Genomic DNA, 26,492 nt, shown 5'->3' with positions numbered 1-26,492 from the left:
TCGGTGGCGTTGATCGCGTCACGGATGGCACCGAGCGCACGGGCTCCGCCGCCACCGAGCGCGTAGACGCCGGTGACCTCGCGGGCCGCGATACCGGCGACCTTGGCGACGACGCCGTCGGCGATCGTCGTCTTGCCCTCGGTGTGGGCCTCCGCACCGCGGGCGCCCAGGGGACGGTTCACACGCGACGCCGCCTGGGGGACATTCTGGGCGGCGGGGGTGGTGTTCTCAGCCATGTCGATGCCTTTCAGAGTTCGTGACCCGGAAGCTCCGGGGTAGGTGTTGCGACCTACATGACTAAGACGTACCGGGTCGGGTTAACGTCACGTCGGACTTGAAAAAAGTTCCGCGATCTGTATTCAGGCGAATGGTCCGCTCTCCCCGCTCCTCGCCGAGATCACACGATCCGCCCGAGATCACGCGCACCTGCCGCGCAACGACGCGTCATCTCGCAACGATCGTGGGATCTCGCGCCGGCAGGGCGGCAGCCGCACCGCACCCGTCACGTCTCGCGCCGGAGACGCCGAGGGTGGCCGACGGCCCGATGTCGGCGGCCCGGCGTACGCTTCACGCATGTCCCCCTTTCCTCATCGCGGGCGCGGCTGACATGGGCCGCCTCACAACCTCACGGCGTGTCACGCGCATCACCCTCGAGGGTGTGAACCGTCAGCGACCGGATGCCATCGCGGTGGAAGAACCCCTCGAGATCCGTGTCGCCGGTGCGCCCCTGTCGGTGACCATGCGCACCCCCGGGCACGACGTGGAGCTCGCCGCCGGCTTCCTCGTGTCGGAGGGCGTGCTCAGCCGCGGCGACCAGTTCGCCCGCGCGATCCACTGCGGGGGCCCGGGCACGGGCGGCGCCGACGGCAACACCTACAACGTGCTCGACCTGACGCTCGCGCCGGGGGTCGCCCTGCCCTCCACCGACATCGCCCGGTCCTTCTATACGACGAGCTCGTGCGGGGTGTGCGGCACGGCATCCATCGACGCGGTCGAGAAGGTGTCGGCGTACGACGTCTCGACCGACCCGCTCACGGTGTCGGCGCACGATGTGGCGGCCCTCCCCGACCGGCTGCGCGAGCAGCAGAAGACCTTCGACAAGACCGGTGGCCTGCACGGCGCCGCGCTCTTCGACGTCGCGACCGGCGAACTGCTCGTCGCCCGCGAAGACGTGGGTCGTCACAACGCCGTCGACAAGGTCGTCGGCTGGGCGCTGCTGAACGACCGCCTCCCGCTGCGGGGAACCGTGCTGCAGGTCTCAGGCCGCGTGAGCTTCGAGCTCGTGCAGAAGGCCGTGATGGCCGGCATCCCGATGCTCTCGGCCGTGTCGGCGCCGTCGTCACTGGCCATCGAGCTCGCGGAGCGCGCCGGTCTCACCCTGGCGGCGTTCGTGCGCGGGTCGAGCATGAACCTCTACACCCGGGCGGATCGCATCGTCGCGCCGACCACAACCCCCGCCGAGCACGAGACCGCGAGCGTACGCTGACGACCGGATGCCGCGAGCCCGGCGCCATGACCACCGGAGGGTCGAAATGGGTGAGTCCTTTGGACTGATGACCGAGAAGCCACGTCAAGGCGGCCTGGGGCCGCAGGTCGACGGGGACTGGTCGAGCACGGGTGCGTACGAGCACCCTGCCGCCGGGTGGGGCGCCGCCCTGACCGTCGGCAAGGTGCTGTACGAGCAACGCCAGCCGGTCGCCGGCACCAAGGCGATGTTCACGATGAACCACCCGAAGAGCGGATTCGACTGCCCGGGCTGCGCGTGGCCGGACGACAAGGGTGTCACCCTCGACATCTGCGAGAACGGCATCAAGCACGTCACGTGGGAGATGACGCACAAGCGCGTCGGCAAGGAGTTCTTCGCCGAGCACTCCGTGACGGAACTGTCTCAGTGGAGCGATTTCGAGCTCGAGGATGCCGGGCGCCTGGTGGGCCCGATGGCCTACGACGCCGCGACCGACCACTACGTGCCGATCTCGTGGAACGACGCGTTCCGCATGATCGCCCACCACCTCACCGCCCTGGACTCCCCCGATCAGGCGGCGTTCTACACCTCCGGCCGCCTGAGCAACGAGGCGTCGTTCCTCTATCAGCTGTTCGCCCGCGAACTCGGGACCAACAACCTCCCCGACTGCTCGAACATGTGCCACGAGGGCTCGGGCCGCGGGCTCACGGCATCCGTCGCCACGGGCAAGGGCACCGCCGACCTCGAAGACTGGGAGGCGTGCGACGCCCTCTTCGTGCTCGGGGTCAACGCGGCCTCGAACGCCCCGCGCATGCTGACGAGCCTCGCCGAGGCCATCGACCGCGGTGCGCAGGTCGTTCACGTCAATCCGCTCCGCGAAGTCGCGGGCACCCGCACGATCGTGCCCCACGAGATCGTCGACATGGCGACCTTCCACTCCACTCCGACCAGCACGATGAATCTGCAGGTGCGCCCGGGAGGCGACCTCGCGCTCGTCCGCGGAATGGCGAAGGTCGTGTTCGAGGCGTCGAAGACCGACCCCACCGCCCTCGATCAGGCCTTCCTCGACCGGTACACGAGCGGTCTCGACGACTATCGCGCGCTCGTCGAGGCGACGTCGTGGGACGAGCTTGTCGAGCAGGCCGGACTCACCGAGACCGAGATCCGCGCCGCCGCCGCCGTCTACCTCGCCTCCCAGGCGTGCGTCATCAGCTGGTGCCTCGGGGTGAGCCAGCACCAGCACGGCGTCGACACGGTGCGCGAGATCGTGAACCTGCTGCTGCTCCGCGGCAACGTCGGCCGCAAGGGCACCGGCCCCTCCCCCGTGCGCGGACACAGCAACGTGCAGGGCAACCGCACGTGCGGCATCAACCACAAGCCCACCGAGGAATGGCTCGCGAAGCTCGACGAGGTATGCGGGATCACCTCGCCCCGCGAGCCGGGACTCGACACCGTCCACACGGTCGCGGCCCTGCACCGCGGCGACCTCAAGGTGTTCCTCGGCATGGGCGGCAACTTCGTGCGGGCCGCTCCCGACACGAAGCTCACCGCCGAGGGAATGGGCCGGGTCGGTCTGACCGCGCACGTCAGCACAAAGCTCAACCGCAGTCACCTCACCCACGGCAAGGAGGCGCTGATCCTGCCCTGCCTCGGCCGCACGGAGCGCGACGTGCAGGAGGCGGGCCCCCAGTCGATCTCGACCGAGGATGCCATGAGCTCGGTCATGCTCTCGCTCGGCTCCCGCAAGCCCGCGTCGCCGCACCTGCTCAGCGAGCCCGAGATCATCGCCCGCATCGCGCGGGCGACCATGCCCGACTCGGCCACCCCGTGGGAGTGGTACGTGGGCGACTACGACCGCATCCGCGACACGATGGCCAAGGCGCTGCCCGGCTTCGAGGGCTTCAACGAGCTCGTACGACAGCAGTACGGCTTCCGCATCCCGCAGCCCGCGCGCGAGCGCGACTTCCGCACCCCCTCCGGCAAGGCCGAGTTCTCGCAGGCCGACCTCCCCAACGTCATCCCCGAAGAGGCCGACGTGCTGGTGCTGCAGACCATGCGCTCGCACGACCAGTGGAACACGACCATCTACTCGGCCGACGACCGCTATCGCGGGGTGCGCAACATCCGTGAGCTCGTGTTCATGAACCGGCGCGACATGAAGGAACGCGGCATCGCCGAGGGCGACCTCGTCGACATCGTCGCGACCTCGCGCGACGGCTCGGTGCGCAGCGTCACCGCCTTCCGCGCCCTGGAGTACGACACCCCGCGCGGGAGCGCCGCCGGGTACTTCCCCGAGCTGAACGTGCTGCTCGGTCCCGACGACTACAGCCGCCAGAGCGACCAGCCGCTGATGAAGGACATCCGCGTGCGGATCGCGAAGACGGCCTGAGCCTCACCCGGTCACGCCGCCGAACGTCCCCGTGAGGGAGTCCGTGCCCTGTTCGCTCAGGGAGGTGAGCACGAACTCCAGGGGAGCACCCGGGACGCTCACGGATGCCATGTCCGGTGCGCTCAGTCGCTCGGCGAGCTGCGTCGCCTCGTCGGGTGTGAGGTGCGCGACGTAGAACGTCGGCTGGTTCGGCCCCGACGTGGGCGCCTCGAGGAGCACCTCGGCATCCGGATAGTCGCGAGCGATCGAGACGACCTCGCGGACGCCCTCCATCGTGGTGAAGGCCGGGATGTACACCAGGCGGAAGCGCTCGCTCAGCGAGGGCACCGTGAAGGTGCCCCCGTCGGCGAAAAGCGGGGTGGCCGACAGCGAGGCGATGAGCGGCTCGACGTCGTCGAGGGTCGCCGCCACCGCCGACGGCCACCCGAGACCGGCGGAGATGCCGCTCGCCCCGGGAACGGCTGCCGCGTCGAGCACACCGGCGAGCGCATCCACGGCCTCGTCCGGATGCACGGTGAACTGCCACTTCGGCGTTGGCGACACCTCGGCGTCGAGACGCGGCGCCGACGGATCGTCGACGTGCAGCGTCACTTCCCGAGCCCTCTGCGTCACGGCATCCTGGACCCGGCGCGCGAAGGCGAGCACGTCATCCTCGGACGCGTCGGCGACGAGGGTGATGCCGACGGGATCGTCCTGGGGAGCGCAGGTGACGACGACCGGCTCCGCGCAGAGCGCGATGTAGGGGTTCTCCTCGGTCGACGGTCCGGCCGTGCAGCCGGCCGCCGCGAGGGGAAGAAGAACGCAGAGGCCGACGGTCACGCGACGGGGAAAGAGGCTCATGCCGACATCCCATCACGTACGCTGATCGCGACCGACCGCCCGAGAGGAGCCCGGCCCGGCCGGGCCCGACGACACGTCGGTCGAGGCGCGCGGCCGAGGACAAGCGGGCGAAATCCGCGCGCCCTTCGTGGAGCGGTTCTTGCCCCCCGGCCCTCACCGCCGAAGAGAAGATGAGCATCCGCGACCCCGGGAAAGGCGACACCTGGCGAACGAGCTACACATCGAGCGCGTCGCCTCCCGCCCCACCCCGTCGACCCGGCGCGTCCCGCACAGCACCCGCCGCCATCCACATCCGGCGAGCTCTCATCCACGTCGACGGCGGCACGCGCGGCGAGGACCCGGACCGGAGGAGGCGGGGCCTGCGGGACGGCTCGAGAAAGCGGGATGCCGTCCAGCCCGCCCGGTCAGGGGGAGAGCCGCGCAAGCGCGTGCAGGACCGTCGCGTGGACCGCGCGCGCGGCGTCGGATCGCGCGGATCTTCGCCCGACCACGTCGACCAGCGAGAACACGTCCGGTCGTGCGACGTCGGTGTCGACGATCCCGGCGACGACGATCGCCGGCACTCCGCGCGACGCGGCGAGGGCGAGCACGTGTCCGGGCACCTTGCCCGCGAGGCTCGTCGCGTCGAAGGCCCCTTCGCCCGTGAGCACGAGATCGGCGTCGGAGATCGTGGCGTCGAGCCCGCGCGCCTCGGCGATTGCGGCGGCTCCGTCGACCAGCTGCGCCCCCGCCGCGAGAAGCGCCCCGGAGATCCCGCCCGCGGCTCCACCGCGAGGGATCCCGCGGATGTCCCGCCCGAACCGGGCGGCCCACTCCTCGGCATCCGCGTCGAGTCGCGCCGACAGCCGGTCCCGCATCGCGGCGTCCGCGCCCTTCTGCCGACCGAACACGTGCGCGGCGTCCTCGAACGCGACGGTCGTGTCGGTGAGGACGACGACCCTGCTCGGAGTGAACGGCACGCGATCGCCGAGCGCCGCGAGGGCCCCGCGCCCCCCATCGGTCGTCGCGGAGCCGCCCATGCCCACCATGACCCGGGCCGCCCCCGAGTCGAGGGCGAGCGCGATGAGTTCCCCGACGCCGCGACTCGTGGCGCCCCACGGATCGTTCCGCTCCGGACCCCCGGCGAGCAGGAGACCGCACGCCTCGGCGGACTCGATCACCGCGACCCCACCGTCGAGGCGCCAGCTGGCGTCGACCGGTCGGCCGAGCGGCCCGGTGACGGTGTCGCGACGGTTCGCGCCGCCGAGCGCGTCGAGGGTGCCGTCGCCGCCGTCGGCCATCGGGATCACCGTCAGCACCGCGTCGGGCCATCGCTCGCGGACGGCCGAGGCCATGGCATCCGCCGCCTCGACCGCGGTGAGCGTGCCCTTGAACTTGTCGGGGGCGATGACGACGCGCATCGAGCACCTTCGTTCGGGAGCGAGTGTCTGCACCCTACCGCCGGGTGGCGGTCGCGTCGTCGGGGTGGACGGGGTGGGAATCGGGAGCCGGGGCTGTGAGCCGCGGGGCGGGGCGCGGGAGCGGGACACCGAGGCATCGGAGCGGCTCCCGCGGTGCACAACCTCAGCGCGGATGCCGCGAATCGGACTGACTCTGCGCAGATCGCTGACCTTGCGCACCCACCCCACCCCGACCTCCGCCCGAAACCCGGTCCCACCCGACCCCGGCCCGCGCACGGCCTCGGGTCCCCCAGCCCCTCGGCCCCCGCTCGACCCCGTCCCCGGGCAATGTCGGCGCACCCAACTAGACTGACTCCCGTCCGGCCCCTGCGATCTTGGAGCTCAGCCGCGTGACCACCCCGAACCCCGCCGCCCGTACCGCCCTCGCCGATACGGTCGAGAACGCGATCGCCACGCCAGAGAAGGAGCAGCCCTACGGCGCCCTCGGCCTGAAGAGCGACGAGTACGCCCAGATCCGCGAGATCCTGGGCCGCCGTCCCACCAGTGGTGAGCTGGCGATGTACTCGGTCATGTGGAGCGAGCACTGCTCCTACAAGTCGAGCAAGATCTACCTGCGCCAGTTCGGCCAGAAGGTCAGCGACGAGATGAAGACCCGCCTCATGGTCGGCATGGGCCAGAACGCCGGCGTCGTCGACGTGGGCGACGGCTGGGCGGTCACCTTCAAGGTCGAGTCGCACAACCACCCCAGCTACATCGAGCCCTTCCAGGGTGCGGCCACGGGCGTCGGCGGCATCGTGCGCGACATCATCTCGATGGGCGCGCGCCCGGTCGCCGTCATGGACCAGCTGCGCTTCGGCGCGATCGACCACCCCGACACCCCCCGCGTGGTGCACGGCGTCACCAGCGGCATCTCGTTCTACGGCAACTGCCTCGGCCTGCCCAACATCGGCGGCGAGACGGTCTTCGACGCCGTCTACCAGGGCAACCCGCTCGTGAACGCCCTCGCGGTCGGCGTCATGCGCCACGAAGACATCAAGCTCGCCAACGCCACGGGCGTGGGCAACAAGGTCGTGCTGTTCGGTGCCCGCACGGGCGGCGACGGCATCGGCGGCGCGAGCATCCTGGCATCCGACACCTTCGCCGACGGCGGACCCACGAAGCGCCCCGCGGTGCAGGTGGGCGACCCCTTCGCCGAGAAGGTGCTCATCGAGTGCTGCCTCGAGCTCTACCGCGACGACCTCGTCGAGGCCATCCAAGACCTCGGCGCGGCGGGCATCTCGTGCGCCACGAGCGAGCTGGCCGCCAACGGCGACAGCGGCATGAAGGTCGAACTCTCGAAGGTTCTGCTGCGCGACCCCTCGCTCACGCCGGAGGAGATCCTCATGAGCGAGAGCCAGGAGCGCATGATGGCGATCGTCGCGCCCGAGAAGCTCGACGCGTTCCTCGCCGTCGTCGGCAAGTGGGACGTCGAGACGAGCGTCCTCGGCGAGGTCACCGGCGACGGCCGCCTCGTCATCGACTGGTACGGCGAGCGCATCGTCGACGTCGACCCCTCGACCGTCGCGGTCGACGGCCCCGTCTACGAGCGGCCGGTCGCCTACCCGACCTGGATCGACGCGCTGAACGAGGACTCCGCCGCGAAGCTGCCCCGGGCCACCGCCAACGACGTGCTGCGCGAGCAGTTCACGACCCTCGTGGCGAGCCCCAACCTCGCCGACACCTCGTGGATCACCAACCAGTACGACTACTACGTGCTCGGCAACACCGCCCTGAGCTTCCCCGACGACGCCGGCATGATCCGCGTCGACGAAGAGACCGGTCTCGGCTTCGCGATCGCGACCGACTGCAACGGCCGCTACAACCAGCTCGACCCGTACAACGGCGCCAAGCTCGCCTTGGCCGAGGCGTACCGCAACGTCGCCGTCACGGGGGCCGTGCCCACGGCCGTCACCGACTGCCTCAACTTCGGCAGCCCCGAGAACCCCGAGGTCATGTGGCAGTTCAGCCAGGCCGTCGAGGGCCTGAGCGATGGATGCCTCGAGCTCGGCATCCCGGTCACGGGCGGCAACGTCTCGTTCTACAACCAGACGGGCGACCAGCCGATCCACCCCACCCCCGTCGTGGGCGTGCTGGGCATCATCGACGACGTGGCCGCGCGCATTCCGAGCGGCTGGCAGGATGCCGGCGAGAACCTCTACCTGCTCGGCACCACCGCCGACGAGCTAGACGGCTCCCAGTGGGCCGGGACCATCCACGATCACCTCGGCGGTCGCCCCCCGAAGGTCGACCTCGCTCAGGAGCGCAAGCTCGCCGAGCTGCTGCAGGCCGCGGGCTCGCAGTCGCTCGTCTCGAGCGCGCACGACCTGTCGTCGGGCGGTCTCGCGCAGGCCCTCGCCGAGGGCGTCATGCGCTTCGGCGTCGGAGCGCGCGTCTGGCTCACCGAGCTGATGGAGCGCGACGGCGTGGATGCCACGGCCGCCCTGTTCAGCGAGACTACCGGCCGCGTGCTGGTCAGCGTGCCCCGCGAGGAAGACGTGAAGTTCCGGGGCCTCTGCAACGGCCGCGGCTACCCGGTGCTGCGCATCGGCGTGACCGACGTCGAGCCGGGGACCGAAGCCGCGCTCGAGATCCAGGACGTCTTCACCGTCCCCGTCTCGGAGCTGCGCCGCCTGTCGAACGAGACGCTCCCGGCCGTGTTCGGCCCGACCGTCGCGGAGCCGGTGGCCTGAGCCTTCGTCGCGGCCCCCTCGGGCCGCGACGGAGAGTTCGACCCGAACCCCACCGCCCGACGAGAGGAGACGCGCGATGACCGATGACGACGACGACATGACCGTGTTCAGCGACCAGCGTCAGAAGCGCGTCAAGATCACCGCGTGGGTCGTGATCGCCGCCCTCGTCCTCACCGGCGGCGGCGCGACGGTCATCTCCCTGATCCTCGGCTGACAGCACACGGCTTCCCGCGCGGCGGCGCCGCGGTGACGTCGCCCGCCGAACGCCTTCGCCCTCGCGCGAGCGGCGGCATCCGTCCGCTGCACGGCCCCGACGACGAACCTCACACGACCGAGAGAAGCGCGCGCAGATCGCCCGCGAGCAGGTCGGGGTGCTCCATCGCCCCGAAGTGCCCTCCCGAGGGGAAACGCGTGAAACGCACCGTCGGGTAGGTGCGCCGCGCGAACGACTCCACGCCGTGGTCGATGTCGTGCGGGAAGAGCCCGAAAGCCGTGGGCACCGTCACGCGACCGCCGGTGGGGGGAAAGCGCCGCCGGTCGAAATACACGCGCGCAGCGCTCCCGGCCGTGCGCGTGAACCAGTGCACCGAGAGGTTTTCGAGGAGCAGGTCGAGGGGGATGCGCTCGAAGACGTCGCCCGCACCCCACGCCTGGAACTTCTCGAGGTACCAGCTCGCGAGCGCCGCCGGAGAATCCGTGAGCCCCGCGGCGAGGGTCTGCGGTTTGGTGCGCTGCTCAGCGGCGTAGGCGCCTTCCTCGCGCTCCCAGACGGCCGCGGCATCCACCCATTCGCGCTCCTCGGCGGAGAGGTGATCGTCGGATACCGCGCGCCAGAGCGGTACGTCCGACAGGTGCAGACCCGCGACGCGATCGGGCGCGAGCACCGCGACCTGGTCGGCGATGGCCGTACCGAGGTCTCCGCCGTGCACGACGAAGCGACCCACACCGATCCGATCGAGGGCGTCGAGGATCCGCCCGGCGTTCCACCGCGGTCCCCCCTCCTCACGCGGGGCCGGGTCGCCGTAGCCGAAGCCCGGAATACCGGGCACGATCACGTCGTGGTCGGCGAGGCGTTCCGCGACGCCGCGGAAGCGGACGAAACTGTCGGGCCATCCGTGGATCAAGACGACGGCGCGGGCGCCCGGCGTCCCCGAGCGCCACACGTGCACGCGCCGATCCGCCCCGCCCACGAGGAGGTGCTGCTCCGCGCGCATCCGCGCCTCCGCTCCGCTCCAATCGAAGGCGGCCCACGCGTCGAGCACGTGGCGCAGCGCGGACGGACGCGTCCCCCTCGACCAGTCGTCGCCGACGTCATCGGGCCACCGCGTCGCGGCGATGCGTCGACGGAGATCATCGATCTCGGCGGGAGGGGTGTGGGGCTGAAGGCGGGTGACCATGCTTTTCACCCTGACATCGACGGTGTCCGGTGTCATCCGTCGATGTCGGGCCCGCCTCACGCCAGCGCGGCGAAACGCTCCGTGCGCTCGACGGGCCCGATGACGATCAGCAGGTCGCCCTCGTGCACCACGGATGCCGCTCCCGCGGCGTGCCAGTGCCCGTCGGCGCCCTTGATCTTCACGATCGTGACGCCGTGACGACGGCGCACCGCCGACGCTTCGAGCGTCTGCCCCACGATCTCCCGCGGTGCCACGGTCTTGGCTACGGACAGGTCGCTGTCGAACTCGACGTAGTCGAGCATGGCCCCACGCACGAGGTGGGCGACGCGGCGCCCCATGTCGGCCTCGGGGTAGACGACGTGCTCGATGCCGAGCTGTTCGAGGATCAGGCCGTGCTGCTCGCTGATGGCCTTCGCCCAGATCGAGCGGGCGCCCATCCGCTTCAGCAGAGAGGTCGTGAGGATGCTGGCCTGGATGTCGGTGCCGATCCCGACGACGACCCGGTCGAAGTCGGCGACGCCCAGCTGCTCGAGAGCGACCTGCTTGGTCGAGTCGGCCCGCACGACGTGCGTCAGCACCCCGTTCAGCGACTGCACGATGTCTTCGTCGGTGTCGATACCGAGTACCTCGGTTCCCGAGCGGGCCAGCTCGGTGGCGAGGGACCCTCCGAAGCGGCCGAGACCGATCACGGCGACGGCCGAGGCGTCGCGGTTGCGCCGACGGCGGAGGAATGCGGGTGTGTTATCCAATGATCGGACGCTCCTTCGGGAGTTCGTACATACGCTTCTCGCGCGTCAGGGCGAGGGCGGCGCCCAGCAGCACGGGGCCGATGCGGCCGATGAACATCAGGGCGATGAGGATGAGTTGCGAGGGTGTGCCCAGGTCGGCGGTGATACCCGTCGACAGCCCCACCGTCGCGAAGGCGGAGATGACCTCGAAGAAGACGCGATCGAAGGGGAACGGCGTCATCAGCATGATCGCGAGCGTCGAGACCACCACGGTGGCGACGGAGAGCAGTGCCACCGTCAGCGCCTCGCGGTGCGTGGATCGAGGAAGGCGCTTGCCGAACATGTTCACGGCCGTGTCGCCGCGCAGCTCCGCGAGCACGATGAACAACAGCACGGCGAACGTCGTGATCTTCAGTCCTCCGGCCGTTCCGGCAGGTCCCCCGCCGATGAACATGAGGATGTCGGTGACGAACCAGCTCTCGGGATGCATCGCCCCCACGTCGATGGCGTTGAAACCCGCCGTGCGGGGCATCACGCTGAGGGTGAAGCCGGCGAGGAGGCGCCCGGCCGGGTCGAGGAGTCCCAGCGTGCCCGGATTCGACCATTCGAGAGCCGTCAGGCTCACCGCGCCACCCACGAGCAGCGTGAGGGTGCCGGCGAGCACCGTGACGGTATTCAGCGTCCACCGGCGGGGGAAGCGGAACCGGCGGCGCAGCTCCATGATCACGGGGAAGCCGAGGCCACCGAGGATGATGGCCGCGCAGATGGGGAGGCAGACCCAGGGGTCGGTCACGAACGACATGAGGTTGTCGCTGAACAGGGCGAAGCCGGCGTTGTTGAACGACGACACCGCGTGGAACGCACCGAGCCAAAGAGCGCGGCCGAACGGTTCGCCGTATCCGACCGCGAAGCGCGCGGCGAGCATGACCGCGACGACCGTCTGGACGCAGAGGGTGATGAGGGCGACACCGGTCAGCACGCGGCGCACGTCGCCGACGGCGACCGTGTGGGTCTCGCTCACCGCGGTCAAGCGTGTACGCAGACCGAGACGACGGGCGACGAGGAGTCCCAGCAGGGTCGCGAACGACATCACCCCGAACCCGCCCACCTGGATGAGCACCATGATGACGACCTGCCCGAACGGGCTCCAGAAAGTCGCCGTGTCGACCACCACGTGCCCGGTGACGCACAACGCACTGGTCGCAGTGAAGAGGGCCTCGATGAAGGATGCCGGACGTCCCTGCGCCGAGAGAGGCAGGCTCAGCAGCACGGTGCCGACGACGAGCACCGCGCCGAAGCCGGCGATGATGGCCTGGCCCGCGGTGAGCCGGAACCCGGCGCGGACTCCGCTGCGCCCGCCCCGCGCCCGTCGCCGAAAGTTCACCTCGCCACGATCTCACACACGGCGTCCGCCGGGCTGCGCGGGCGTCGGGCCCGCGACGCCCCGGGCACCCGCCGCGGAACGGAAGCAGCCGCGCCCGGGCATATCTGCGAGACTCGCGCACCCCCTCGCACCGCGGGTATCGCTCGCGGATTCCGGCCCACCACCCAGCCTCGTGTCGGAGCCTCGACGTAGCATGGGCACGTGGAACCGCTCGTGGCTCTCTTCGCCGAGTGGTGGTGGATCGGCCCCGCCGCGGCCGGTGCGGGCACCGTCGGCTGGATCGGCGTGCGCCGCTCACGACGACGCGCCCTCCCCGCGGGCACCACGACCACCACGGATCGCGCCGCGCGAGCCTGGGCCTCGCGCCCGCTCAGCAAAGCCGCCGCGCGCCGTCTCGAGCTCGACGCCGCCCAGCTCGACCTGCAGATGGCGCGAAACGCCGTCACCCGCGGCCGCGCCGACGTCAAGGTCGCCGACGCCGAGGTGGTGCGCGCGCAGGCGGAGCGGGCGGCATCCCGTGTCTCGGGCGACGTCGTCACCGCCGCGCGCGCACGGCTGGTCGACGCGCAACGCGACCTCCGGGCGGCGTCCGCCGAGGTGCGGGCGAGACGCGCCGGCGTCAAAGCGGCCAAGGCGATGCTCCCTGCGATCCGCGCCGGCAGCGCGCCCCTGCCCGTCGTGCGGGTGCTCGCCGAGCACGACGCGATCCTGTCGCGGTGGATGGCCTACGAGACCGACACCGCCCTCGCGATCGACTACCCCGTCATGACCGACCCGCGCTCCCCGCTGCTGGCCGAGTTCCTTCGCGCGCACGAGCGGGCCCAGTGGCTGCGTCCGGCGACGCCCCACACGCGCCTCGAACCCGCCGAGTTCCTCGCCTACCGCGACGCCGTCCGCCGCGCGGGCCACGCGTTCGACCGCGCCGAACAAGCGGCTCGACGCAATGGTGAGCAGCCGAGCGTCGAGGGCACCGATGCGTGGAGCCGGGTGGCATCCGACCTCGCCGAGACCGCCCAGCGTGCCCTGGCGCGCTCGATGGAGTCGATGGGCCGCGCGGCGGCGCGGAGTTGGAACGAGCGCGGCGCGAAGCGCCCGCAGAAGACCGCACCGGATGCCTCGGGCGCACCGCCTCGCGACGACCCCGGCACCGCCGATGCGCCGCCCCGCAGCGACCCCGTCTGGCCGCCTCCCGCACGAGACCGGCCGAGACCGCCGGCTTCCTGAGAGAGCCCGATCCCGGCGGCGTAGCATGGCGCCGTGGACGAGTTCTGGACTTTCGCCGGACACTACTGGTGGCTCGCGTTCCCGCTCTTCGGGATGACGATGGGCGCGATCAACGCGCGCGTGAGGCATCGTGAGGTCACCGCCCGGCGCCGCCATCGCGAACAGCTGGAGCTGTTGAAGGCCCAGGGCGCGGTCTCCGCCACCGCCCCGTCGCCGGTCCCGACGCCGTCGACCGCCGAGCTCGGCGGCGTGCAGGGGCGCGTCGTCGCCGCGCAGGACGAGGTCACGCACCGTTGGCTTGAGTACGAACTCGACGCGACGAAGCTCATCACCTACCCCGCGATGAGCGACGGGCGCCAACCGCTGACGGCCGCGTTCCTGCGGGCCAAGAAAGCGGCCGACAAGCTGCGGCCCGAAGAGGGCGAGACCCTCTCATCGGAGCGCCTCAAGGAGTACCGCGACGCCGTCACCGACTACGAGGTCGCCTTCGATGTGGCCGAGCGCGACGCGCGACGCGTGAAGGACGCCGCCTTCACGGTCGATGAGCGCAAGCGCCTCGACACCGCCAAACAACTGCTCACCGTGGCGACCGATCAGGCCGCCACCCCGAACGAACGCCAGCTGGCCTACCGCCGCGTCCGCGAAGAGCTCGACGGGCTCATCCTGCTCTCGGACGAGGCCGTCGACGTGCTCGAGAAGAAGGTCGCCCTGGAGCTCCCCCGCGAGCGCACCGCGCCGCCGTCCGAGACCGCGCCCGGTTCCATCGCCTGAGCACGCCCGCGGCCGCGCCGCACGATCGGATGCCGAGGGTCCCGGCATCCGCTCCCGACCGGCCGACCACGATTCCGGCGCCCCACCGCCCGGCACGTACCGCGCCGCGTCAGCGTGCGCGTCGGATGCGCACCGGCCCGCGCGCCGTCGTCACGTCGACGACCTCGCCCTTCTGCGTCACCTCGACCTCGCCGAGACCCACCAGCTCGTGGGCGGCGTCGCGCGCCGGCTGCATGAGGTCGCGCCAGTCGGCGCCGCCGACCGCGCGGGCGGCCTCGGAGGGGCAGATCGTCTTGTCGGCGTCGCGCGCGGCCAGCAGATCGCGGATGGATGCCACGAGCCGCGGGTCTGCACCAGATGACGGGGCCATCTGTCCAGTGTCCCTCCGCGGCTCGGCCTCGGGGTCAGAATGACCCGGTGATCACCGAGCGCCATTCCCCCGATCTGCCCGGACGCGCCGTCATCGCGCAGCGCTGGAACCGCGCCGTATTCGTTCACTGGCGTGTCGATCCGGCCGAGGTCGCGCCGTTGCTGCCCGCGGGGACGCGTCCGGACGTGCACGACGGCTCGGCGTGGGTCGGGCTCGTGCCGTTCGTGCTGAGCGAGTTCCGCTTCCTTCCGCTGCCCCCGGTGCCCCTTCTCGGTACCTTCACCGAGATCAACGTGCGCACCTACGCGGTCGACGAGGAGGGCCGTCGCGGGGTGGTCTTCCAGACGCTCGAGGCCGAGCATCTCGCGCCGGTCCTGGCCGCGCGTGCGCTGTTCGGGCTCCCCTACCGCTGGGCGCGGGCGGGCGTGCGCACCGACGGCGCGCGGATCGAGTACCGCTCGCAGCGCCACGGCGGTCGGCATCCGGGCACCCGGGTGCGTGCGACCCTCGGCACCGAGACGGTGGATTCCCCGCTGTCGCGCTTCCTCACGGCACGGTGGGGCTTTCACGAACGCCACCTCGGGCGCACGATCTGGGCCGCGAACGCGCACGAGCCCTGGCCCCTCGTGACGGCCGAGCTCGACGTGCTCGACGACGACCTCGTCGCCGACTCCGGCTTCCCCCAGCTCTCCGGGCGCGCGCCCGACTCCGTGCTGGCGATGCCGGAGGGCCACCCGGGCTTCATCACGCGGTTCACGGGGGCGCACGCGATCGCCTGACCCGCCACCGGTGCGGCGGTGCCATGACCGCAGGATGACGGGGTCCTCGCAGAAGTGCGACGGAAGCGTGCGAGGAACCGGCCGTCCGGCGACGAAACGCGGAGCGGCCCCCTCCGAGCGAAGGGGGCCGCCGTGACGCGGGACGTCAGCTGAGCTGCGTCGAGAACGCCGCCGGGTACTGCTCGAGCCAGGCGTCCACGGCCTCGGCCTCGCGACCCTCGCCGTATTCGTTGACCACGAGGTCTTCGAGCGAGCCGTACTGCGCGTCGTCGAGCTGGATGCCGGCGATGAGCTCGGCGGCATCCGGGTACTGCTCGGCGAAGCCGGACGTGCCGAGGAAGTGCAGGGCCTCGGGGTCGCCCATCAGCCCCTGGGGGTCTTCGAGGTCCTTCACGTCGTAGGCGTCGTTGGCCCAGAAGGGGCGCCACAGGGTCACGGCGATGTCCGTCTGCGCCGCGATGGCGTTGTCGAGCTCGGTGAGCATCGCCGCGGTCGACGAGGTGACGAGTTCGTAGCCGTCGAGGCCGTAACCCGGCATCGCGATTTCCTGCGTCTGCTTGGTCAGACCCGCACCCGGCTCGATGCCGTAGATCTTGCCGTCGAAGCGCGCGGCGTTCGCCTGCAGCTGGTCGATGGAGTCGATGTCGACGTAGCTCGGCACCGCGATCGTGAGCTTGGCGCCGTCGTAGTACGCGCCGAGGTCCTCGATCTGGTCGCCGTAGCGGTCCATGTACGACTTGTGCGTCAGCTCGGGCCAGGCCGAGGGGTAGATGTCGACGTCGCCCTGGGCGAGGCCGGTGTAGAGGGGGCCCGCCTCGGTGAGCGTCTGCATCTCGACGGTGTAGCCGAGCTTCTCGAGCTGGTCTTCGAGCAGGTAGGCGGTGCTGAGGCCGTCGGTCCACGAGGGCAGGAAGCCGAGCGTGATGGTGCCCTTGTCGCCGCCGTCGCCCGCTCCGCCCTCAGCCTGGTTGCCGCTCGCGCAGCCGGTGAGCGCGAGCGCGCCGACGGCGCCGAGGGCGAGGGCGGTGGTGAGGTGTCGCGTGTTCATTGCTGTGTTCTCTTCCTTTTCGTCCGTGATTTCCGTGGGCCCCTCGCGCGAGGTGCCAAGATTTGTCGCCACGGCTCCTGATGAGGCGACAAATCTTGGCGACTCACGCGAGGGGCGAGGGGGACTCAGCGACCCGTCGAGATGGGGGCGCGGCGCGGGGAGGCCTTCTCGCGATCGGCGTCGCGAGCGGCATCCTTCGCACTCGTGTCGACGTGCGGGGCCGCGGTCGCGCCGGCCGTGACCGCAGCCGCGGGACGCGCGGCACGGCGCCGGGCCAGCAGGCCGAGCAGCGACCCGGTGTTGTCGGCGCGGTTGCCGAGGGCAGCGGTGAGGCGATCGAGGTAGACCGCGAGGATCACCACGCTGAGGCCCGCCTCGACACCCTTGGGCAGGTTGACCGTCGAGATCGACTGCACGACCTCCTTGCCGAGGCCGTCTGCCCCGACGATGCCGGCCACCACGGCCATCGACAGCGCGAGCATGATGACCTGGTTGACGCCCGCCATGATCGTGGGCATCGCGAGCGGCAGCTGGATGCCGCGGAGGATCTGTCCGGGCGTCGCGCCGAAGGCGTGGCCGGCCTCGACCGTCTCGGAGTCCACGCCGCGGATGCCGAGCTCGGTCAGCCGCACGCCCGGGGGCAGGGCGAAGATGACGGTCGAGACGACACCGGGCACGACGCCGATGCTGAAGAACGTGATCGCGGGGATCAGGTAGACGAACGCGGGCATCGTCTGCATGAAGTCGAGGATCGGCTTCAGCACCGCTCGCACGGTGGGATTGCGCGCCGACCAGATGCCCAGCGGCACCGAGATCGCCACGGCGACGACGGTGGCGACGAGCACGAGAGCGAGGGTCTGCATCGCGCTTACCCACTGACCCATCGCCAAGATGAGCGCGAAGCCGATCACGGTGCCGAGCGCGAGCTTCCACGAACGCAGGAGCCACGCCAGGGCGGCCGCCACGACGATGACGACGACGATGGGTGCCGACAGCAGCACGTCGCTCAGCCCGCCGACGAGGAAGCGGACCGTCACGGCGATCACGTCGAACAGGCCCGAGAGGTTGTCGCGGAGCCAGTCCACGGCGGAGTCGACCCACGAGCCGACGGGGATGCGGAAGCCATCCATCAGCGCACCCCCTCGGTCTCGGAGGCGGCGACCGGGGTGTCGAGCACCGCGTCGATCTCGGCGGAGGGCAGGGGCTGGGGCAGCACGGTGATCTCCTCGGTGGAGGTGGGTCCGGGCCCGAGGGCGGCGAGCAGCGTGACGCGCGGGATGACACCGGCGAGCCGGCCCTCCGAATCGAGCACGGCCAGGGGCAGCGGCGACTCGACCGACGGCACGAAGAGGTTCATGAGCACGTCGTCGTCGCGCACCGCGTGGGGCAGGGGCTTGAGCCGGCTGAGCAGGGAGCTCTCTCCGGCCCGCACGAGCTTCATGGCATCCCGGTCGGTGATGATGCCGAGGGGCTTGCGGTCGCGATCGGTGACGTAGACCGCCGACATGTAGGCGTCGCGCATCTGACGCAGCGCCGTGCGCGGGCCCGCCGACGCGTCGACCCGCGGACGGGGACGCTCCATGACGTTGCCGGCGGTGAGCACGCGCGCGCGGTCGACGTCCTGCACGAACTGCTCGACGTAGTCGTTCGCGGGGTCGGTGAGGATGTCTTCGGGGGTGCCGATCTGCACGATGCGCCCGTCGCGCATGACCGCGATGCGGTCGCCGAGGAACATCGCCTCGTTGAGGTCGTGGGTGATGAAGACGATGGTCTTCTTCAGCGTCCGCTGCAGTTCGAGGAGCTGCTCCTGCATCTCGCGACGGATGAGGGGGTCGAGCGCGCTGAACGCCTCGTCCATGAGCAGGATGTCGGTGTCGGCCGCGAGCGCGCGGGCGATCCCGACGCGCTGCTGCATGCCGCCCGAGAGCGCCGAGGGGAGCTTGTCGCCCCATCCCTCGAGGCCGACGAGCGCCAGGATCTCGTTCGCCTTCGCGACGCGCTCGGCCTTGCCGACGCCGCGGAGCTCGAGGGGGTAGGCGACGTTGGCGGCGACCGTGCGGTGGGGCAGCAATGCGAAGTGCTGGAAGACCATCGCGAGGCGGTCGCGGCGGAGCGAGCGCAGACGCGCGGCGCCGACGCCGGTCAGGGCGTCGCCCTGCACCTCGACGGTTCCCGCCGTGGCCTCGTGCAGGCCGTTCAGCATGCGGATGATCGTGGATTTGCCGGAGCCGGAGAGGCCCATGATGACGAAGATCTCGCCGGGCTTCACCTCGAAGCTCGCGTCGATGACGGCGGCGGTCCCGTCGTCGGCCGTGTCTTCGCGGCGGGCGCCGGAGCGGAGCTTGTCGACGGCGGCCTGGGGCGCGCGGCCGAACACCTTGAAGAGGTTCTTCGCCGCGAGGGCGGGCTGCGCGGAAGCGGCCGCCGCGGGGGCGGACCCCGTCGAGACGGGCGTCTGCAGGGCAGGCGGATGGGTCACTGTGTGCACCTCAGCGGCCTTCGGGTGGCCGCGGCGGTCACGCCCGGGTGGCAGCCGTCGGCGCCCTCGGGGGGTGGAGCGCGTCGGTACCGGACATCGGATCCGGCACCCTGGCCGCCGACCGTACGCTCGCGATGCCGACTCCCCCGAGACGACACCGGCGACCGCGGACTGGTCGGGTGGGCGGCCCGGCAACGGGCCTGTACAAACGTTTCACGCTGATGGAATCGCTGGCAAATCGTCGCTCGCCTTGCGATCCCGGATGCCGTGTGGCACGCGCGCGCATGTGTTCGGCGCGCCGCTGACACCGTTGTCGGGTGAGGCGCCGAGGGAGGCCCGGGCGTGTCGCGGCGCGCTCGAGCGGAGGGCGGGGCGTACTCGGGCGCGGGCCGGGCCGCCCTCGGGCCCGGGTCGCGGCGCACTCGGGCGCGGGCCGGGCCGCCCTCGGGCGCGGGTCCGGAAGCGGGCCGCGGGGGCCGCCGGTCGGTCCGCCGCGGTCCGCCGCGGTTCGCGGGACGGCCGGTCAGTCCGCCGCGGGCTGCGCGGCGGCGGAGCGGTGGTGGCGGATGACCTCGGCGACGACGAAGTTGAACCACTTCTCGGCGAACGCCGGATCGAGGTCGGCGTCTTCGGCCAAGCGCATGAGCCGGGCGATCTGCTGCTCCTCGCGCGCGGGGTCGGAGGCCGGCATCCCGTGCTTCGCCTTCAGCACTCCGACCTGCTTCGTGCAGCGGAAGCGCTCGGCGAGGAGGAAGATCAACGCGGCGTCGATGTTGTCGATGCTGCCGCGGAGCCCCTGCAGGATCGTCGAGGGATCGGCGTCGGTCATGTGTCCTCCCCAAGTCGCTCCGACCTTACCGTGCCGGGGGAAGGGGCGTCCGCCGCGACCCCGGAGTCCTACAGTGTGACCATGAGCCGATCGACGCGTCCCGATCCCACCGCCGAGGGCGCCGACGCCGGAGCGACGACCTCGCGCGACAAGCCGGTCTGGTCGGCCATCGCCCGCCCCTACCCGGCCGGGTTCTTCCTCACCCTCGGCGGGTTGACGGCGTTCCTTCTCGCGATCGCGCTGAGCAAGCTCTCGACCGTCCTCATCTACATCGCGATCGCCCTGTTCGTCGCCCTCGCGCTCGACCCGGTCGTGCGCATGCTGGTGCGTCGTGGCCTCTCGCGCGCGTGGTCGATCGTGATCGTGTTCGGCGGTCTCGCCGTGATCCTCGGCGGGGCGCTGTGGCTGCTCATTCCGCCCGTCGTGCGCCAGGTCGAGCAGTTCGTCGGCGACATCCCCGCCTTCGTCAACGACCTCATCGACAGCGACGCCGTGCGCTGGGTCGAGACGAACTTCGGCGACAGCATCGGCGACGTCTTGAAAGAGGTGCAGGGTTTCGCCACCAACCCGGCGAACATCGCCGCGATCGGCGGAGGCCTCCTGCAGGTCGGCGTGTCCATCGGCACGTTCATCTCGGGCGCGATCATCGTGCTCGTGCTGAGCCTGTACTTCCTGGCGTCCCTGCCCCGCATGAAGAACAGCCTGGTGCGCCTGACTCCCGCGCGCAGCCGCGCGACGGTGTCCGACATGACCGGCCAGATCACCGACTCGGTCGGCGGCTATCTCGCGGGCATGGTCGTCCTGGCCCTGTGCAACGCCGTGTTTGCGTTCATCGTGCTGACGATCCTGCAGCAGCCGTTCGCCGCGCTCCTCGCCGCCCTCGCGTTCGGGATCACCCTGATCCCCCTCGTCGGCTCGGTGCTGTTCTGGGCGACGGCGACGGTGTTCACCCTCATCGTCGACCCGACGTCCGGACTGATCTTCGCGATCGTCTACCTCGTGTACATGCAGATCGAGGCATATCTGCTGACACCGCGCGTGATGAACCGCACCATCTCGGTTCCGGGCGCCCTGGTCGTGATCGGCGCGCTCGTCGGCGGCACCCTCCTCGGCCTGCTCGGCGCCCTCGTCGCGATCCCCGTCACGGCATCGGTGCTGCTCATCATCAAGCAGATCGTGATCCCACGACAGGATGCCAAGAAGTAGGCACGTTCCATCGGCGGCGCGATGCCCCCGCCGCGGCGCGCACCGGCGCGGCGATCGTCGCGCTGGATTCACGGACGATCAGCTCCGGCTGGATGGTGTCGTGGCTGGGTTCGACGTCTCCCTCGATGGCGGCGATGAGCTGCTGCAACGCCAGTTCGCCGAGCTCGGCGAAGTTCTGGCGCACGGTGGTCAGCGGGGGCAGGAAGTGCCGCGAATGGGCGACGTCGTCGAAACCGATGACGCTGACGTCCGCGGGAACGCGGATGCCGCGACCGTGCAGCCCGTGGACGACACCGAGCGCGATCTGATCGTTCGCCGCGAAGACCGCGGTGGTGTCCCCCAGCTCGAACGATCGACCGAACTCGAACCCGGCATCCGCCGTCCAGTCGCCGATCACGCAGGGGCCCTCCGGCAACCCCGCCTCGGCGAGACATTCCCGCCACCCCTGAGCACGCTCACGCGCGTCGAACCAGTCCATCGGGCCCGCCAGATGGGCGATCGTGCGGTGCCCCAGGTCGATGAGGTGCCGGACCGCGAGCCGCGCACCTCGGCGCTGGTCGACTCCCACCGTGTGCCAGGTCGGGTCGGCCTCCGCCTTGATCACGATCGTCGGCAGGCCCGTCGTCTGCTGACGCAGGAGATCCAACGACGACTCCCGGGGCGCGATCACGCACAGCGCATCGACACCCTGGGTGACCAGTTCCATGACCCCGGAGTCCATCTGCGACGCGTCGTCATCGCCGATCGAGAACGCGCTCACCGCGTACCCGACCTCCCGCGCGGCCCTCTCCAACGCGCGCAGGGTGCTGTTCGGACCGTTCTGCACCGGGCCGTCGATCAGCACCCCGATCCGCCGCGCGCGCTGCGTCGCGAGCGCGCGCGCGGCCATGTTCGGTGTGTAGTGGATCTCGTCGATCACCCGGAGGACGCGCAGGCGCGTGGACGTGCGCACGTGCGGGTGGTCGTTCAGGACGCGGGACACCGTCTGATGCGAGACGCCGGCGAGTCGCGCGACGTCGTAGATGCTGGGTCGTTGCCAGGGCCGGCTCGGGGGCTGGGGCATGAGGTTCCTCCGGATCGGAAGGGAAGGACGGCCGGGCCGCGGTCGAGGACCTCGACCCGGCCGTCTCGTCAGAGCGCGCGGTAGTCGGCCGTTCGCTCCACCGACACCTCCTGCCCACCCACGACGGCGGTGGCCTTGATGAGCACCTGCCCGGCGGGGACGGTCGCCGCTCGCGAAGAGAACGATGCGCTCACCGACTTCCCCGGCTGTACGCCCGTGACGGTCTTCGAGCCGTACGCGCTCGTGAAGACCAGGTCGACCGCGACGTCGTCGGTGTTCTTCACCGTTGCGATCACGTAGGCCTTGCCGGCGATCATCCGCGTCACCGCCGACGACTCGATCTCGAGGACCGGCGTCGTCGTGCGCGGCGGAAGCGCGATCGTCCGGGTCGTTTCCTCATTGCCGGCGGTGTCCTGCGAGCGCACGTGCACGTAGCGCGGGGCGTCGGTCAGTTCGACCGAGAACGGCTTCTCGTAGGTGGCGAACATGTTGTTCGACGCACCCGCAGGGTCGGCATCCGGTCCGTCCGACCAGACCGTGCGCGAGAGGCCCGAACCGGGCTCGGCGTCGGTCGGCGAGAGGGCGACGAGGGCGGAATCCCCGTCGACCACCTCGATCCGATCTCCGGTGACCGGCGCGACGGTGTCGACCTTCGCGCTCGCCCGCGCCTCGCCGACGGCGCCGTCGACGGCCGTGGCGCGGGCGCGGACGGTGACCTCGCCTTGACCTTCGACCGCCACCGGCTCGGTGTACGGGCTCCAGGTCGCGCCCCCGTCGAGGCTGATCTCGGTCGAGGCGATGTCGGCGGCGGTCTTCTGCGCCGTCACGACCGCCTTCGGAGAGGTGACGTACCAGCCGGACCCCTCGGGGGCCGCGTCGAAGGCGATGGACACCAGGGGCGTCGTCTGTGCCACCGGGGCGATGACGAACACGGTGGCGAGCGCCCCGGTGGACGAGCCCGCGACCGTTCCCGACACGTCGAACATCGCTTCGGCGTCCGCGTAGGCCTCCGGCGCGACGGAGTCCCAGGTCACGGGCACACCGCTGGCCGCCGTCCCGTCGTCGAACACGGCGCGCACGGTGGCGGGCAGAAGGGGGGCGACCCCCGGGGCGGTGATCACCGCGGTGTAGTCGATCGAGGTCATCGTCTGAGAGAACCCGTCGGCGACGAACACGGTGGCCGCGACCGTCTGACCCTCGTACCCGCTGACCCGTCCGGTGACCGCGAGGGTGCCGGGCTGCGCGACGTCGGCCGGGGTCACGGCATCCCAGGTGACGGCGGCCTCGCGCAAGGGCGTGTCGGCACCCACCACCCAGATGCGGGAGGGCAGCGCGGGCAGCACGCCCGTGAGGGTGCGCACGGCGACGTCTTCCGCCGCCACGAACCCGTCGCTCGGCTCGGGGTCGGGCTCGTCGGGAGCCGCGACGCCCGTCACCTCCCACTCGATCACGCTCGTCGCGTGGGGCGAGCCGTCCACGACCTGCCGCTCGAGGACGAGCCGTAGCGCCCGCGTCGTGACCGCGTCGAACGCGACCGACACGGGAGCGAGCGAGGTCCGGGGCGCGGCCGGGTCGAAAGCGGGCAGCGGGTAGGCGACGGCGTCGCCGCGCACGGGCTCCCAGTCGCCGGCGGCATCCTGGTACTCCAGCGACCATCCCGCGGGGATGCGGACACCGCCGTCGCCGACGCCCGCGTTCTGCCAGAGGTAGACGGTGGATGCCGAGACCGTCACCGGGGTGTCCCAGGTGTAGGTCGCGACGTCGGTCTCGGGGGCGGGTGAGATGCCCCACGTGCCCCACATCGCGCTGAGGTAGTCGGTGGGAGCCGAGGCCCCGTCGTTGAGGGCCGCGGCGGAGTTCCACGGCGGGACGTAGCTGACGGCGACGTCGGGGGCGTGCTCGCCGGACGCGACGGCGATGTTGCCCGGCGTCTCGGCGGCGACGGGCGAGGGGATCGCCGCGGACGTGCCGACGGCGAGGGCGAGCGTGACGAGGGCGACGGACGCCCGCGAGAGGAGACGAGGTGTGTGCATGACGGGTCCTGTCGGTCTCAGGCGTCGATCGGGGCGCGGCCGGCGGCGAGGAGCACCTTCTGGCGGTCGCGGGCGGTGAGCAGGTTCGCGTCGGTGAAGGACTGCGACACCGAGCGCACGGCATCCAGGAACGCGGTCCGATCGGCGAACGGCGCCTTCGCCCACACCTCCTCGAGCAGGCTCGGACCGCCCTGACCACGCGTGGGATTCCGCACCTGGGAGTCGACGCCGGCGAAGGCGATCGTGGGCTCGGACCGCTGGAAGTACATGTGGTACGCCACGTCCCTCCCCGAATAGGCCGGCTCGAACGTGCGGCCGTCGATGACGAAGACGTTCCCGCTGCGCTTCGTCACCCCCCGGCGGATGGAGCCGTCCAGACCCGCTCGCGACGACAGGGCCAGGCTCGCGTACCGCGTCGACGAGTCGACGGCCGTCAGCACGACCGGACCGTAGACGAGCGCTTGGATGTCGCGGCGGTCGGGGGTGGGCTCGGTGCGGAGACTCAGCGGGATGGTGACGGCGACCTTGTCGCCCTCCGCCCACGAGCGGGTGAGGGCAACGTACGTCCCGGGCGCGGTGTCGGCGTCCTGACGCTCGCCGTTGATGCTGACGGCGGCTCCGCGGGCCCACCCGGGGATGCGCACGTGCAGGGTGAACGGCCCGGCGGGGGCGCGCGTGAACTCGAGGGTCGACGTGTCGGCCTCGGGGTACGACGACGTCTGCACGAGGGTGAGCCCCTTCTCGCTCCAGTCGAGGGTCGAGGCGATGTAGAGGTTGACGTAGAGGGCGTCGCCCGCCTTCGAGCGGAAGTAGATCGTGTCCTGGTACTTCACGTGGCTCTCGAGGGCGGTGCCGCCGCAGCAGGTGCCGATGTTGCCGTCGCCGTACTCCTTGCGGGTGCCGGGGTTGACCGGGAACATGTAGCAGTTCTCGGGGCTGACGGTCGATTCGGCGTCGCGTCGGCCACCGAGGATGTGGTTCAGCACCGTGCGCTCGTAGTAGTCCATGTACGCCGGGTCCTGGTCGTGCAGGAACAGCGAGCGCGCGATCTTGAGCATGTTGTACGCGGCGCACGACTCGGCGTTGCGCTTGCCGATGTCGCCGGCCACGGCATCCGCCGGGCCCCAGAGCTCGCCCTCGCCGGTGCCGCCGTGGGCGTACGCACGGCCCGGGACGACCATGCCGAACAGGTTCTCCACAGCCGTGCGGTAGCGCTCCTCCCCCGTCTGGTCGTAGAGCTTGAGGTAGCCCGAGAACGTGGGGATGTACTGATTGGCGTGCCGGCCGTCGAGCGTGTCGCGGTCTTCGGCGCACGCGTCGACCAGAGCGTCGTAGGTGAACAGCTTCGCCGCCTGCAGGAACTCCTCGCGCGCCGGGTCGGTCGAGCGCCAGTACAGCTCGACGAGCACGTCGTTCATGCCGCCGCACTCGCCCGCGATGTAGAGCGACCACATGCGCTGCAGCTGCGCGGGGGCGCACTTCGACAGGCGGGAGTACACCCAGTGCCCGATCCCCTCGGCCAGAGTCAGCGCGAGGGTGTTGCCGGTGTAGGCGTGCGCGTCGAGCAGGCCCGCGACGAGCTTGTGCAGCGTGTAGTACGGCGCCCAGATCTCGCCGTAGGGCGCGTAGTTCTCGAGGGCCGAGAACTGCCACTCACCGTAGGCGGAGAGGAACCCCGGATGCGAGTACCGCGACGCGGTGCCGACCTTCTGCGCGGCCAGGGCCGCGCGGCACTCCTCGAGGCCGGCGACGAACGCGCCGACCTTCTGCGCGAGGGCGCCCTCACCGGTCGAGGCGTACGCCATCGACAAGCCGCTGAGGAAGTGCCCGGCGAAGTGGCCGCGCAGCAGTCCGCCCGCGCCGCGCGCGTTCTGACCCGCCCGGTACTCCGACGGCCCCCAACGCTGGTCGTCCGGGGCGGGGCCGTACTCCTCCCACCCGCCGGGCGGCATGGCTCCGCGGGTGTCGATCCCGGCGTTGCGGCGGAACACCGCCAGCAGGGTGTCGATGGAGTACGCGCGGTTCAGGATCAGCGCCTGCTTCTGCGCGCGGGTGAAGACGCTCTGGCCGAGGGTCACCGCACTGAGCGGGAACGGCTGCAGCGCCCACGCGTCGGGGGCGACCTCGCGCGCCGCAGCCCGGACGACCGACGCCGGGTGCCGGAGACCCGCGAGGCGGAAAGCGGCTGCCGAGGGGGCGGCGGTCGCCGCGGGGGCGGCGAAGGCACCGGATGCGGCCAACAGCCCGCCGACGGCGCCGGTGCCGAGGAGGGCACGCCGGGTGATGACGGGCGGATCGAGGGGGGTCATGGCGTCTCTTCTCTTCATCGAGGGGAACAACGAAAGGGTGTCGGGGAGG

At 71.1% G+C, this 26,492-nt stretch carries 21 protein-coding genes and 1 pseudogene; 8 read left to right on the top strand and 14 right to left on the bottom strand.

Annotated elements, in window-relative coordinates; all coding sequences use genetic code 11:
• Positions 1 to 236: pseudogene (locus tag ACTJJP_RS12125) on the bottom strand (Asp23/Gls24 family envelope stress response protein); the annotation flags it as partial.
• Positions 237 to 607: 371 nt separating this feature from the next.
• On the opposite strand from ACTJJP_RS12125, the gene fdhD reads away from it, so the two are divergent.
• Together fdhD and ACTJJP_RS12115 are read left to right on the top strand one after the other, a co-directional pair.
• Complete coding sequence (gene fdhD, locus ACTJJP_RS12120; RefSeq protein WP_440775257.1) at positions 608 to 1,486, top strand: formate dehydrogenase accessory sulfurtransferase FdhD; 879 nt, start codon at positions 608 to 610, stop codon at positions 1,484 to 1,486.
• A 67-nt stretch (positions 1,487 to 1,553) separates the two neighbouring features.
• Positions 1,554 to 3,854: an FdhF/YdeP family oxidoreductase gene (locus ACTJJP_RS12115; protein ID WP_440775256.1), complete on the top strand. Its 2,301-nt coding sequence runs from the start codon at positions 1,554 to 1,556 to the stop codon at positions 3,852 to 3,854.
• A gap of 3 nt (positions 3,855 to 3,857) precedes the next feature.
• Here the strand turns inward: ACTJJP_RS12115 and ACTJJP_RS12110 are convergent, their stop codons facing one another.
• Both ACTJJP_RS12110 and ACTJJP_RS12105 read right to left on the bottom strand, forming a co-directional pair.
• Positions 3,858 to 4,694 (bottom strand): hypothetical protein, encoded by an 837-nt coding sequence (locus ACTJJP_RS12110; protein WP_440775255.1) that lies wholly within the window; start codon positions 4,692 to 4,694, stop codon positions 3,858 to 3,860.
• Positions 4,695 to 5,098: 404 nt separating this feature from the next.
• On the bottom strand, positions 5,099 to 6,094 hold the full coding sequence (locus ACTJJP_RS12105) for a glycerate kinase family protein (RefSeq protein WP_440775254.1): 996 nt from the start codon (positions 6,092 to 6,094) through the stop codon (positions 5,099 to 5,101).
• A 389-nt stretch (positions 6,095 to 6,483) separates the two neighbouring features.
• Between ACTJJP_RS12105 and purL the strand changes: the two genes are divergently transcribed.
• Positions 6,484 to 8,823 (top strand): phosphoribosylformylglycinamidine synthase subunit PurL, encoded by a 2,340-nt coding sequence (gene purL / locus ACTJJP_RS12100; RefSeq protein ID WP_440775253.1) that lies wholly within the window; start codon positions 6,484 to 6,486, stop codon positions 8,821 to 8,823.
• A gap of 76 nt (positions 8,824 to 8,899) precedes the next feature.
• The gene (locus ACTJJP_RS12095) at positions 8,900 to 9,037 is read left to right on the top strand and encodes a hypothetical protein (RefSeq protein WP_243222965.1); all 138 of its coding nucleotides are present in this window, start codon (positions 8,900 to 8,902) and stop codon (positions 9,035 to 9,037) included.
• A gap of 109 nt (positions 9,038 to 9,146) precedes the next feature.
• Here ACTJJP_RS12095 and ACTJJP_RS12090 read toward each other — a convergent pair whose 3' ends face one another.
• The 3 genes from ACTJJP_RS12090 to ACTJJP_RS12080 are packed head-to-tail and all read right to left on the bottom strand — an operon-like array spanning position 9,147 to position 12,332.
• Positions 9,147 to 10,220 (bottom strand): epoxide hydrolase family protein, encoded by a 1,074-nt coding sequence (locus tag ACTJJP_RS12090; RefSeq protein WP_440775252.1) that lies wholly within the window; start codon positions 10,218 to 10,220, stop codon positions 9,147 to 9,149.
• Positions 10,221 to 10,276: 56 nt separating this feature from the next.
• Positions 10,277 to 10,969 (bottom strand): potassium channel family protein, encoded by a 693-nt coding sequence (locus ACTJJP_RS12085; protein ID WP_440775251.1) that lies wholly within the window; start codon positions 10,967 to 10,969, stop codon positions 10,277 to 10,279.
• Entirely contained in the window at positions 10,962 to 12,332 is a 1,371-nt protein-coding gene (locus tag ACTJJP_RS12080) for a TrkH family potassium uptake protein (protein WP_440775250.1), read from the bottom strand. Before ACTJJP_RS12080 ends, ACTJJP_RS12085 begins: the two co-directional genes overlap by 8 nt.
• Positions 12,333 to 12,533: 201 nt before the next feature.
• On the opposite strand from ACTJJP_RS12080, the gene ACTJJP_RS12075 reads away from it, so the two are divergent.
• Positions 12,534 to 13,556 (top strand): hypothetical protein, encoded by a 1,023-nt coding sequence (locus ACTJJP_RS12075; protein WP_440775249.1) that lies wholly within the window; start codon positions 12,534 to 12,536, stop codon positions 13,554 to 13,556.
• Positions 13,557 to 13,589: 33 nt separating this feature from the next.
• A complete protein-coding gene (locus tag ACTJJP_RS12070) occupies positions 13,590 to 14,327 on the top strand; it encodes a hypothetical protein (RefSeq protein WP_440775248.1) in 738 nt (245 codons plus the stop codon).
• Between the two features lie 109 nt (positions 14,328 to 14,436).
• Here ACTJJP_RS12070 and ACTJJP_RS12065 read toward each other — a convergent pair whose 3' ends face one another.
• A complete protein-coding gene (locus tag ACTJJP_RS12065; protein ID WP_440775247.1) occupies positions 14,437 to 14,697 on the bottom strand; it encodes a DUF3253 domain-containing protein in 261 nt (86 codons plus the stop codon).
• A gap of 47 nt (positions 14,698 to 14,744) precedes the next feature.
• On the opposite strand from ACTJJP_RS12065, the gene ACTJJP_RS12060 reads away from it, so the two are divergent.
• Positions 14,745 to 15,476, top strand: a complete 732-nt coding sequence (locus tag ACTJJP_RS12060; RefSeq protein ID WP_440775246.1) for a YqjF family protein — start codon at positions 14,745 to 14,747, stop codon at positions 15,474 to 15,476.
• A gap of 145 nt (positions 15,477 to 15,621) precedes the next feature.
• On the opposite strand, the gene ACTJJP_RS12055 is transcribed toward ACTJJP_RS12060, so the two are convergent.
• From ACTJJP_RS12055 to ACTJJP_RS12040, 4 genes are all read right to left on the bottom strand, one after another.
• Positions 15,622 to 16,524 carry a glycine betaine ABC transporter substrate-binding protein gene (locus ACTJJP_RS12055; protein WP_440775245.1) on the bottom strand — a complete coding sequence of 301 codons (903 nt, stop codon included), beginning with the start codon at positions 16,522 to 16,524 and terminating at the stop codon, positions 15,622 to 15,624.
• Positions 16,525 to 16,649: 125 nt separating this feature from the next.
• Positions 16,650 to 17,654: an ABC transporter permease gene (locus ACTJJP_RS12050; protein ID WP_440775244.1), complete on the bottom strand. Its 1,005-nt coding sequence runs from the start codon at positions 17,652 to 17,654 to the stop codon at positions 16,650 to 16,652.
• Positions 17,654 to 18,985 carry a quaternary amine ABC transporter ATP-binding protein gene (locus ACTJJP_RS12045; RefSeq protein ID WP_440775259.1) on the bottom strand — a complete coding sequence of 444 codons (1,332 nt, stop codon included), beginning with the start codon at positions 18,983 to 18,985 and terminating at the stop codon, positions 17,654 to 17,656. Before ACTJJP_RS12045 ends, ACTJJP_RS12050 begins: the two co-directional genes overlap by 1 nt.
• A gap of 541 nt (positions 18,986 to 19,526) precedes the next feature.
• Positions 19,527 to 19,832, bottom strand: a complete 306-nt coding sequence (locus tag ACTJJP_RS12040; RefSeq protein ID WP_440775243.1) for a chorismate mutase — start codon at positions 19,830 to 19,832, stop codon at positions 19,527 to 19,529.
• Positions 19,833 to 19,913: 81 nt separating this feature from the next.
• Between ACTJJP_RS12040 and ACTJJP_RS12035 the strand changes: the two genes are divergently transcribed.
• The gene (locus ACTJJP_RS12035; RefSeq protein ID WP_440775242.1) at positions 19,914 to 21,038 is read left to right on the top strand and encodes an AI-2E family transporter; all 1,125 of its coding nucleotides are present in this window, start codon (positions 19,914 to 19,916) and stop codon (positions 21,036 to 21,038) included.
• Here the strand turns inward: ACTJJP_RS12035 and ACTJJP_RS12030 are convergent.
• The 3 genes from ACTJJP_RS12030 to ACTJJP_RS12020 all read right to left on the bottom strand — a co-directional run bounded on the left by ACTJJP_RS12030 (position 20,998) and on the right by ACTJJP_RS12020 (position 26,443).
• Positions 20,998 to 22,101, bottom strand: a complete 1,104-nt coding sequence (locus tag ACTJJP_RS12030; protein ID WP_440775241.1) for a LacI family DNA-binding transcriptional regulator — start codon at positions 22,099 to 22,101, stop codon at positions 20,998 to 21,000. The genes ACTJJP_RS12035 and ACTJJP_RS12030 overlap by 41 nt on opposite strands.
• Before the next feature lie 68 nt (positions 22,102 to 22,169).
• Entirely contained in the window at positions 22,170 to 24,134 is a 1,965-nt protein-coding gene (locus tag ACTJJP_RS12025; RefSeq protein WP_440775240.1) for an Ig-like domain-containing protein, read from the bottom strand.
• A gap of 17 nt (positions 24,135 to 24,151) precedes the next feature.
• Entirely contained in the window at positions 24,152 to 26,443 is a 2,292-nt protein-coding gene (locus ACTJJP_RS12020) for a beta-L-arabinofuranosidase domain-containing protein (protein WP_440775239.1), read from the bottom strand.
• Positions 26,444 to 26,492: the final 49 nt, after the last annotated feature.

Source organism: Microbacterium sp. 22296, assembly GCF_052045385.1.
Lineage (GTDB): Bacteria > Actinomycetota > Actinomycetes > Actinomycetales > Microbacteriaceae > Microbacterium.
The sequence above is the reverse complement of the archived record's forward strand: the minus strand, read 5'-3'. Positions and strand labels throughout refer to the sequence as shown.